Annotated in this window: 10 protein-coding genes and 1 pseudogene; 7 read left to right on the top strand and 4 right to left on the bottom strand. The window is 69.7% G+C overall.

The features are described from left to right. Nucleotides 1-202: pseudogene (locus G6048_RS50575) on the bottom strand (SigE family RNA polymerase sigma factor); the annotation flags it as partial. 302 nt (nt 203-504) lie between these two features. Between G6048_RS50575 and afsQ1 the strand changes: the two are divergent. From afsQ1 to G6048_RS44065, 5 genes are all read left to right on the top strand, one after another. Then, complete coding sequence (gene afsQ1 / locus G6048_RS44085) at nt 505-1,182, top strand: two-component system response regulator AfsQ1 (protein WP_128380879.1); 678 nt, start codon at nt 505-507, stop codon at nt 1,180-1,182. Next, a complete protein-coding gene (locus G6048_RS44080; protein WP_165345242.1) occupies nt 1,179-2,828 on the top strand; it encodes an ATP-binding protein in 1,650 nt (549 codons plus the stop codon). The genes afsQ1 and G6048_RS44080 overlap by 4 nt, the downstream gene beginning before the upstream one ends. Further along, nucleotides 2,825-3,490: a hypothetical protein gene (locus tag G6048_RS44075; RefSeq protein WP_235991055.1), complete on the top strand. Its 666-nt coding sequence runs from the start codon at nt 2,825-2,827 to the stop codon at nt 3,488-3,490. Before G6048_RS44080 ends, G6048_RS44075 begins: the two co-directional genes overlap by 4 nt. A gap of 91 nt (nt 3,491-3,581) precedes the next feature. Further along, the gene (locus tag G6048_RS44070; RefSeq protein WP_165345241.1) at nt 3,582-4,130 is read left to right on the top strand and encodes a VanZ family protein; all 549 of its coding nucleotides are present in this window, start codon (nt 3,582-3,584) and stop codon (nt 4,128-4,130) included. A 90-nt stretch (nt 4,131-4,220) separates the two neighbouring features. Continuing rightward, nucleotides 4,221-4,424: a PspC domain-containing protein gene (locus G6048_RS44065; protein WP_165345240.1), complete on the top strand. Its 204-nt coding sequence runs from the start codon at nt 4,221-4,223 to the stop codon at nt 4,422-4,424. Nucleotides 4,425-4,527: 103 nt separating this feature from the next. Here G6048_RS44065 and G6048_RS44060 read toward each other — a convergent pair whose 3' ends face one another. Beyond that, nucleotides 4,528-4,944, bottom strand: coding sequence for an ATP-binding protein (locus G6048_RS44060; RefSeq protein WP_165345239.1), 417 nt, complete (start codon nt 4,942-4,944; stop codon nt 4,528-4,530). A 129-nt stretch (nt 4,945-5,073) separates the two neighbouring features. After that, a complete protein-coding gene (locus G6048_RS44055; protein ID WP_165345238.1) occupies nt 5,074-6,228 on the bottom strand; it encodes an adenosine deaminase in 1,155 nt (384 codons plus the stop codon). 113 nt (nt 6,229-6,341) lie between these two features. Here G6048_RS44055 and G6048_RS44050 point away from each other — a divergent pair, with 113 nt between their 5' ends. Next, on the top strand, nt 6,342-7,103 hold the full coding sequence (locus G6048_RS44050) for an alpha/beta hydrolase (RefSeq protein ID WP_165345237.1): 762 nt from the start codon (nt 6,342-6,344) through the stop codon (nt 7,101-7,103). A 130-nt stretch (nt 7,104-7,233) separates the two neighbouring features. Here the strand turns inward: G6048_RS44050 and G6048_RS44045 are convergent, their stop codons facing one another. Next, the gene (locus G6048_RS44045; RefSeq protein ID WP_165345236.1) at nt 7,234-8,187 is read right to left on the bottom strand and encodes a LysR family transcriptional regulator; all 954 of its coding nucleotides are present in this window, start codon (nt 8,185-8,187) and stop codon (nt 7,234-7,236) included. Nucleotides 8,188-8,249: 62 nt separating this feature from the next. Between G6048_RS44045 and G6048_RS44040 the strand changes: the two genes are divergently transcribed. Continuing rightward, a partial coding sequence (locus tag G6048_RS44040; protein WP_165345235.1) for an MFS transporter occupies nt 8,250-9,553 on the top strand: 1,304 nt, incomplete at its 3' end.

The raw sequence follows: 9,553 nt of genomic DNA, 5'->3' as shown, positions 1-9,553 counted from the left end.
CAGGTCCCCCGTGCGTTCCCCCGTTGCCCCCCACCAGATGTGCGTCAACCACCGTCATGTACGACCCGGTGTGCTGACGCCCGGTGCCGCGAGCGCACCCCCGCCCGCTCACGGCACCGGACTTCTCCGTGTTGCGTGTGACGTCGTGGAGACGCGTGACAACTGCGACCGCGCTAGTGCTGGTGCTGTGCAGCGTGTTCATCTCGCGCCCCCCGTCGTGGAGTTCCGGTTTCTCGGCACTGCTCTGTGGTGCTGGTCTGTTGTGCTGTTCTGCGGTGCTTCCTTGCCTGTGCCGAAAAGCTTGCCTACGCGACTTCATGACGGTGTCTGCCGACTGTCACAGGCGTGCAACAGGGGTGGGGCTCAGGCGCGGCACAGGCTGATCACAGAGAAGCGTCGTACGGCTACTCATCCGGCATCTCGGACGCTCACTCGTATGGGTGAGATGTGTGGGAGCGCTCCAGGAGTCGATACGGCGCCGTGTCATGGGACAGAATGACGTCCGTGCCTTCCCTGTTGCTGATCGAGGACGACGACGCCATCCGTACGGCCCTGGAGCTGTCGCTGACGCGCCAGGGGCACCGTGTGGCCACCGCTGCCACCGGCGAGGATGGTCTGAAGCTGCTGCGCGAGCAGCGGCCGGACCTGATCGTGCTGGATGTGATGCTGCCCGGAATCGACGGGTTCGAGGTGTGCCGGCGCATCCGGCGCACCGACCAGTTGCCGATCATCCTGCTCACCGCGCGCAGTGACGACATCGACGTGGTGGTCGGGCTGGAGTCGGGGGCCGACGACTATGTCGTCAAGCCGGTGCAGGGGCGGGTGCTGGACGCCCGGATCCGGGCCGTGCTGCGGCGTGGCGAGCGGGAGGCCAACGACTCGGCGACGTTCGGCAGCCTGGTGATCGACCGCGCGGCGATGACGGTCACCAAGAACGGCGAGGATCTCCAACTGACGCCCACCGAGCTGCGGTTGCTCCTGGAGCTCAGCCGCCGTCCCGGACAGGCGCTGTCCCGCCAGCAGTTGCTGCGGCTGGTGTGGGAGCACGACTACCTCGGTGACTCACGGCTCGTCGACGCCTGTGTGCAGCGGCTGCGCGCCAAGGTGGAGGACGTGCCCTCCTCGCCGACGCTGATCCGTACCGTGCGCGGCGTGGGATACCGGCTGGACAGTCCTCAGTGACACAAGCGCAGGACAAGCTCCGCGGCTGGGCCGCGGCGCGCAGGACGATACTGGCGGGCCTGCGGTTCACCAGCCTGCGACTGCGTCTGGTCGTGGTGTTCGCGCTCGTGGCGCTCACCGCGGCGGTGTCGGCGTCGGGCATCGCGTACTGGCTCAACCGCGAGGCCGTGCTGACCCGTACGCGGGAAGCGGTGCTGCGCGACTTCCAGCAGGAGATGCAGAACCGCGCGAGCGCGTTGGCGGTGCATCCCACGCAGGACGATCTGGAGGCCGCCGCACGCCAGATGGCGAACAGTCCGCAGGGATTCAGTGTGCTGCTGATCGCCGAGGACGAGACGGGGCAGACCGTCGTCGGCAACTCCGATCTGGACGACTTCTCCCTGGACGATGTGCCGAAGTCCCTCCAGAAGGCGGTGAACAGGGAGCAGGAGCTCACCTCGGGCAACAAACACCCGTACCACCTGTACTGGCAGCAGATCCGCGACGGCGACCATCCGTATCTGGTGGGCGGCGCGAAGGTGATCGGCGGCGGGCCGACCGGCTACATGCTCAAGTCCCTGAAGCCGGAGGCCGAGGACCTCAACTCCCTTTCCTGGTCGCTGGGTATCGCGACCGGGCTCGCACTGATCGGTTCGGCGCTGCTCGCGCAGGCCGCCGCGACGACCGTACTCAGGCCGGTGCACCGCCTCGGCACGGCGGCCCGGCGGCTCGGCGAGGGCAAGCTGGACACCCGGCTGCGGGTGTCGGGCACGGACGAACTCGCGGATCTGTCACGGACGTTCAACCGTGCCGCGGAGGCGCTGGAGAAGCGGGTGGCGGACATGAGCGCGCGCGACGAGGCCTCCCGCCGCTTCGTGGCGGACATGTCGCACGAGTTGCGTACGCCGCTGACCGCGATCACGGCCGTGACCGAGGTCCTGGAGGAGGAGCTCGACGCGGAGACCGGCAGCGTCGACCCGATGATCGAGCCCGCCGTACGCCTCGTCGTCAGCGAGACACGGCGGCTGAACGACCTCGTGGAGAACCTCATGGAGGTCACCCGCTTCGACGCGGGCACGGCCCGGCTCGTCCTCGACCATGTCGACATAGCCGACCAGATCACCGCGTGCATCGACGCGCGCGCCTGGCTGGACGCGGTGGACCTGGACGCCGAGCGCGGCATCACCGCGCGTCTCGACCCGCGCCGCCTGGACGTGATCCTGGCGAACCTGATCGGCAACGCCCTCAAGCACGGCGGCTCCCCGGTGCGCGTGTCCGTGCGGGAGGAGGGGGACGACGTGCTCATCGAGGTGCAGGACCACGGCCCCGGCATCCCCGAGGAGGTCCTCCCGCATGTCTTCGACCGCTTCTACAAGGCGAGCGCCTCCCGCCCGCGCTCCGAGGGCAGCGGCCTGGGCCTGTCCATCGCCCTGGAGAACGCGCACATCCACGGCGGCGAACTCACCGCCGCCAACTCCCCCGATTCGGGCGCGGTGTTCACCCTGAGGCTGCCGCAGGACGCCTCGGTCCTGATGGAAGAGGAGGACCGGCGGGAGCGGGGAAGCCGGGGGGACCGGAAGAAGAAGAACGGCAAGTCCGGTGAGGACGACGGCTGCCGGGGGTCCAACGGAAAGGGCTCCAACGGCTCCAAGGGGGAGGCGCGATGAGCGTACGCGGCTCAACGGGCGTACGCGGCTCAACGGGCGTACGCGGCTCAGGGGGCGTACGCCGGTTGCGTACCGTCCTGCTCGCCGTGCCGTTGCTCGCCGTGGCGCTGGCCGGGTGCGGGATCCGGCCGACGGAGGTGCCGACCGAGTTCGGGCCCGCGCCGTCCCGGTTGTCCTGTACGGCGAGTGGACCGGATCTGGGTGCGCAGTCCTCGGGCGGGATCCTCGTCCAGGTCTTCCTGCTGTGCTCCTCGCAGCTGGTGCGGGTCGACCGGCTCGTGCGCGTCACCGACGGCACCACGGAGATGGACCGTGTGCAGTCCGCGCAGGCGCTCCTCGACCAGCTCGCCGCGGAGCCGACGGACACCGAGCGGCAGGCGGGCTACATGACGGACGTCCGGGAGGGCATGACGGTCGGCGAGCCGCGCCCCAAGGACCCGGAGGGCGCGCTCCGGCTGAGCACCGAGCCCGCCGCGCTCACCTCGTACGCGCTGGCCCAGCTCATCTGCACCTTCAGCGGCTCGGCCGCCGCCTCCGACGGCGGCGCGGTCATCCTCGGCGGCCCCGGCACGGACCCCGTACGCCGCTACGAGTGCACCCCGGAGGTCCTCTCCCGGCCGGGCACCGAGTCCCCGCCGTCGACGGAGGTCGGCCGGCCCTGAGGCCTGGGCCTGTGGCGAACGCCTCAGCTCTGTGAGGTAAGCCCTTGCGACACACGGAACCGATCCTGCCGGAGGCCGCGTCTTGGGGGGCGTGCGTCAAGGCTCAAACGGCGGCAGCGCCGCGTTCCGCATCCGTGCGGCGGGAGGTGTTCTTCTCGTCGCACATCTCGCGCTCGTCGCCTGGCTCACGCTGCGTCCGCTGGACGTGCCGTGGGTGAGTGCCGCGAACCTGCGGCCGTTCGCGAGCATCAGAGCCGATCTGGCCCTGGGCCCCGAGGCGGCGGCCCGCAATATCGGCAAGGGCCTGCTGCTGCTCGCCCCGCTCGGCGTGCTGCTGCCCATGACCCGCGGCAGCCTGGCCGTCTCCCCTCTGCTGTCCCTGCTCCGTACGGTCGCCGCGGGCGCCCTGCTCTCCCTGGCCATCGAGCTGCTCCAGACCGGCGTTCCCGGCCAGGTCGTGGACGTCGACTCGCTGCTGCTCAACACCGTGGGAGTGGCCCTGGCCCATGTGGCGGTCGTCCCCGCCGCGCGCGCCTTGCTGCGCCGCCGGACCGAGACGCGACACCAGGCGACCCTCCACAGAGAGGAAGCGGCTCAGGGTCGGACCCCGACGATTCCCAGGGTCGGGATCGCCCCGTAGAGCGACGCTTTGCCCCCTTCGTGCTCGTAGCGTGGAAGGCAGATGAGGCAACCACAAGGGAGGCCTCGGACGCTCACGAAGGAGCCGGAAATGAACCGCCTTGCCCGCCCCACGAACGACCGGATGATCGGCGGAGTGTGCGCTGCGCTGGCACGGCGCTTCGGTACCTCCGCGACCACGATGCGCGTGATCTTCCTGGCGTCCTGTCTGCTGCCGGGTCCGCAGTTCCTGCTCTACATAGCGCTGTGGATCCTGTTCCCCTCGGAGGGCAAGGCGGCTCGTACGGCCTGGTGATCCACGCATCCCACCCGCACGTACGCCGATGGGGCGCCCCCCGGATTCGAGGAGGCGCCCCATCGGTGCGTGCACGTGCGGACTCAGGCCACGGGAAGTCCGCTCACACAGGGAGCCCGCTCACCGGCAGGCCCTGCGTGGGCAGTGCCTCCGTGGGCAGGCCCTGCGTGGGCAGCGCCTCCGTGGGCAGGCCCTGGGTCGGCACGCCGCCGAGCAGCTGCCCCGCGGCGGGCGCGCCGCCGGCCACGTCCGTGAGCTGTGCGGCGTGGTCCGCGGCAAGCGCGGCCGGGTCCGCCGCGGGCAGACCGCCCGCGAGCGCGTCCGGGCCCGCGGCCAGCGTCTCTGCGCTGCCGGCGGGCAGCGTGTGGGCGGCTTCGCCCGGCACCACCGAGGTGACGGTGTCCAGGGTCCCGGTGGCGTCGGGCACGGCCGGGGCCGCGTTGGCGGCACCCGCGCCGACGGCGGCGAAGGCGGCACCGAGAGCGGCGACACCGAGGGTCTTGACAGCAGACTGCTTCATTTTCGTCTTCGTCCTTGCGCTGTGACGGATCTCGAGCGGTTCGAAACCGTAGTCACGTGGAAGAACGCTCCGCAAACATCGAAAAGCGGCCGGGGCGGCATGCGCCCGGCCGCTTTCCCGACGACCCGATCAGCTCTCCTCGACCACAGAACCGCTGGTCGAAGCGGTCTGCTGGAACAGCCACTGGGACTTCAGCTCCGCATAACCGGGCTTGATCACGTCATTGATCATCGCCAGCCGTTCATCGAAAGGAATGAAAGCTGATTTCATAGCATTGACTGTGAACCACTGCATGTCGTCGAGCGAGTAACCGAATGCATCGACAAGGTGCTCGAATTCCTTGCTCATGCTGGTGCCCGACATCAACCTGTTGTCCGTATTCACGGTCGCGCGGAAATGCAGCCGTCGCAGCAGCCCGATGGGGTGTTCGGCGTACGAGTCGGCGGCGCCCGTCTGCAGGTTGGAGCTGGGGCACAGCTCCAGCGGGATGCGCTTGTCGCGTACGTACGAGGCGAGGCGGCCGAGCTTCACGGAGCCGTCGTCGGCGACATGGATGTCGTCGATGATGCGCACCCCGTGACCGAGCCGGTCGGCGCCGCACCACTGGAGGGCCTGCCAAATGGAGGGCAGTCCGAAGGCTTCGCCCGCGTGGATCGTGAAGTGGTTGTTCTCCCGCTTCAGATACTCGAAGGCGTCCAGGTGGCGGGTGGGCGGGTAGCCGGCCTCGGCGCCCGCGATGTCGAAGCCGACCACGCCCACGTCGCGGTAGCGGTTGGCGAGTTCGGCGATCTCCAGGGCGCGGGCCGCGTGCCGCATGGCGGTCAGCAGGGCGCCGACGCGAATCCGGTGGCCGCTCTCGCGCGCCCGTCGCTCCCCTTCCCGGAAGCCCTCGTTGACGGCCTCGACGACCTCTTCGAGGCTGAGCCCCTTCTCCAGGTGCTGCTCGGGCGCGTACCGCACCTCGGCATAGACGACGCCGTCCTCCGCGAGGTCCTGGGCACACTCGGCCGCGACCCGAACGAGGGCGTCGCGCGTCTGCATGACGGCGCAGGTGTGCGCGAACGTCTCCAGATACCGCTCCAGGGAACCGGAGTCGGCGGCCTCGCGGAACCAGACGCCGAGCTTTTCGGGGTCGGTCTCGGGGAGGTTTTCGTAGCCGGCCTCGCGGGCGAGTTCGGCGACGGTCCCGGGGCGCAGGCCCCCGTCGAGGTGGTCGTGCAGCAGGACCTTGGGGGCCCGGCGGATCTGGTCCGCACCGGGAGTGTGCTGGTGCTGGGTCGTCATTTCCGAATAGTAACGCCTACGCGCGTAGATCCCTCAGTGAGGAGATCCGTCGATACGCAACGGTGACCCCGAGGACGAATGACGTACACCCTTGCTTCTGACAATGTTCTGTCATGGCACAGCAAGCGACGCCGGTTCGCACGGCCCGGCTGGGGCGGTCACTCGGCACGGAACCGACGGCGGTGAGCGGCGTGGTGCTGCTGCTGCCGGGCGGCGAGGAGACCTCCGCCCGCAAGCCGTCACCGATGCTGGCGACCGCCTCCGTACGCTCGCTGGGGCGCCGCCTCACGCGCGCGGGGCGCACGGACGGCCTAGTGGCGCACGTCGTGCACTACAGGTTCCGCGGCTGGAACGGCAGCGAGGCGCATCTCGCGCACGATACCGCCTGGGCCGCCGACGAGGTCGTACGCCGCTACGGGGACGTACCCATATGTCTCGCCGGGCTCGACATGGGCGGCCGGGCCGCCCTCCACGCGGCCGGGCACAGCGCCGTCAACTCCGTGCTGTCGCTGTCTCCTTGGCTGCCGGAAGACGATGTGGCGGCGCCCGAGGAACCGGTGAAGCAGCTCGGGGGACGTCGGGTGCTGATCGTGCACGGGACGATGGACGCACGCAGTGATCCGGAGCTGTCCTTTCGGCTCGCGGCGCGGGCGAAGAAGGCGAACCGGGACATCTGCCGGTTCGAGGTGCACTCCGATGGGCATGGGCTGTCCCAGCATCGGGACGAAGTCCTCGCGCTTGCCGAGGACTTCGTGATGGGGGCGTTGTTCGGGCGGGGGTTTTCACGGCCTGTGGAGGATGCGTTTGCGGCTCCGCCTCCTTTGGGGTTGCGGATGCCGTTGGCTTCTGGGTTCGGGAAGTCATTGCGCCGGTGAGCGCCGTGGGGTGAAGTGCGGGCTGCGGGTTGTGGTGGGTTGCTCGCGCCCGCGCGGCGGAGCCGCAAATTGATACTGCCCCGCGCCCCTCAGGGGCGCCTTCTGCAGGGCACACCCTGGACAGTCGCCCTCAGTCCGGGAGCAAGTTGCCCCTTCTCGACAGCAGGAACTTCTTGAAGGCTGCCACCGGTGGTGTGTCCGGGTGGCCCTCCAGCCAGGCGACTCCGATCTCGCGGGCCGCGCGCGGGGCGGTCACCGTCAGTTCGACAACTCCTGGGCGGGGTACGGCCGGTGGCGGCAGGAGGGCTACTCCCAGCCCCGCCGCCACCAGACCCCGTAGCGTTTCGGCCTCCTCGCCCTCGAAGGCGATACGAGGGCGGAAGCCGGCTTCCTTGCAGAGGTCGTCGGTGATGCGGCGCAGGCCGTAGCCGGGTTCCAGGGTGACGAAGGTTTCGTCGGCGGCCTCGGCCAGGCGGACGCGCTTGCGGCCGGCGAGGCGGTGGTCGGCGGGGACCACGAGGCGCAGCTTCTGCTCGTCGAGGCGGCGGGCCGCGAGGTCGGGGGTGTCCGGCACCGGGGAGGTGAGGCAGAGATCCAGTTCGCCCGAGCGCAGACGCTCGATCATCGCCTCGCCGTAGTTCTGTACGAGGCTGAAGCGGACGCGTGGATGGTCGGCCCGGAAGGCGCGGATGAGCCCGGGCACGGTTTCGGAGCCCATGGTGTGCAGAAAGCCGAAGGCGACCTTGCCGGAGGTGGCGTCGGCGTCGGCCCGTACCGCGTCGGCCGCGCGCTCGATCTCGGCGAGCGCCCGCTCCACAGAGCCGAGGAACGTACGCCCGGCCGACGTGAGCGAGACCGTACGGCCCCTGCGGGCGAACAGGTCGACGCCCAGGTCCTGTTCGAGGCGGACCATGGCGCGGGACAGGGTGGACTGCGGGACCTGCATCTCCTGCGCGGCACGGGTGACGTGCTCGGTGCGGGCGACTCCCGCGAAGTACGCCAGGCGTGGGGCGAGCAGCGCGACGATGTCTTCTGTGTCACTGGATGGTGACAGGTGAGGCTCTGACCTCTGCTGATGCTTCATGGGAACGATTATGACGATTCCATGCATTGGACGGATGAGAGTCCGTTCTTTAGGTTCGAAACATGCCTTACGTCAGTACCCAGGCGTCCACCACCATGGGCGCCGCCTCGACTGTTTCCGTACCTTCCGCCGCCTCCACGACCGAATCCCGCATGGCTCCGGGCGGGCCCGGCTACCGCCGGATGAGCCTCGCCCTGTTCCTCGCGGGTGTCGCGACCTTCGCTCTGCTCTACTCCACGCAGGCCCTTCTCCCCTTGATCTCCGGCGACTTCGGAGTGACGGCGAGCGCGGCGAGCTGGACGGTGTCGGCGGCGACCGGCGCGCTGGCGCTGTTCGTCCTGCCGATGAGCGCGCTGTCGGAGCGGTTCGGGCGGCGTACGGTCATGACGGCTTCCCTGGGGATCGCGGTGACCGTAGGGCTGCTGGTTCCCTTCGCCCCGTCGGTGGGCACGCTGATCGCGCTGCGGGCGGTGCAGGGTGCGGCGCTGGCCGGGCTGCCGGCTTCGGCGACGGCGTATCTGGCGGAGGAAGTGCGGCCGAAGGCGCTGATCACCGCGATCGGTCTGTTCGTCGCGGGCAACAGCGTCGGCGGGATGAGCGGCCGGGTCATCACCGGCTGGGTCGCGCAGGAGTGGGGCTGGCGGGTCGCCGTCGGCGCCATCGGGCTTGTCGCGGTGGGCTGCGCGGTCGCGTTCCGGCTGCTGCTGCCTGCGCCGAAGCACTTCAAGGCGGGCTCGTTGCGGCCTCGGGTGCTGGCGCGGACGGTTCGCGGCCACCTCTCGAATCCGTTGCTGCGGCGGCTGTACGCGATCGGGGCGCTGTTCATGACGGTGTTCGGCGCCGTGTACACGGTGATCGGTTACCGGCTGACCGATGCCCCGTTCTCGCTGCCCCAGGGGATCGTCGGGTCGATCTTCCTGGTCTACCTGGTGGGTACGGTCTCGGCGTCGGCGGCGGGCAGGCTGGTGGGGCGGCTTGGGCGCCGGGGGTCCCTCTACCTGGCGGGCGGGACGACGACAGCGGGTCTGCTGCTGTCGCTGGCGGACTCGCTGGTGCTGGTGCTGCTCGGCCTGGTTCTGATCACGGCGGGCTTCTTCGCGGGTCACGCGGTCGCCTCGTCGTCCGTGAGCCACACGGCGAAGGAGGGGCGCGCGCAGGCTTCCGCGCTGTACCAGTCCGCGTATTACGTGGGGGCCAGTGCGGGCAGCACGCTCGGGGCGGTCGCGTTCCACGCGGGGGATGACCGGCGGCGTCGGGGCGAGAAGGTGAGTCAGCCATGTGGGTGTCCCTCACGGTGCGTGGATGTCTTGCAGTTCGCGACACCCATACTTTACGAGACACACTGTCTATGGAGTCAACCAGGTGT

It is taken from the genome of Streptomyces ureilyticus (genome assembly GCF_011045025.1).
GTDB lineage: Bacteria > Actinomycetota > Actinomycetes > Streptomycetales > Streptomycetaceae > Streptomyces > Streptomyces ureilyticus.
This window is presented reverse-complemented; position numbering and strand designations above follow the sequence as displayed.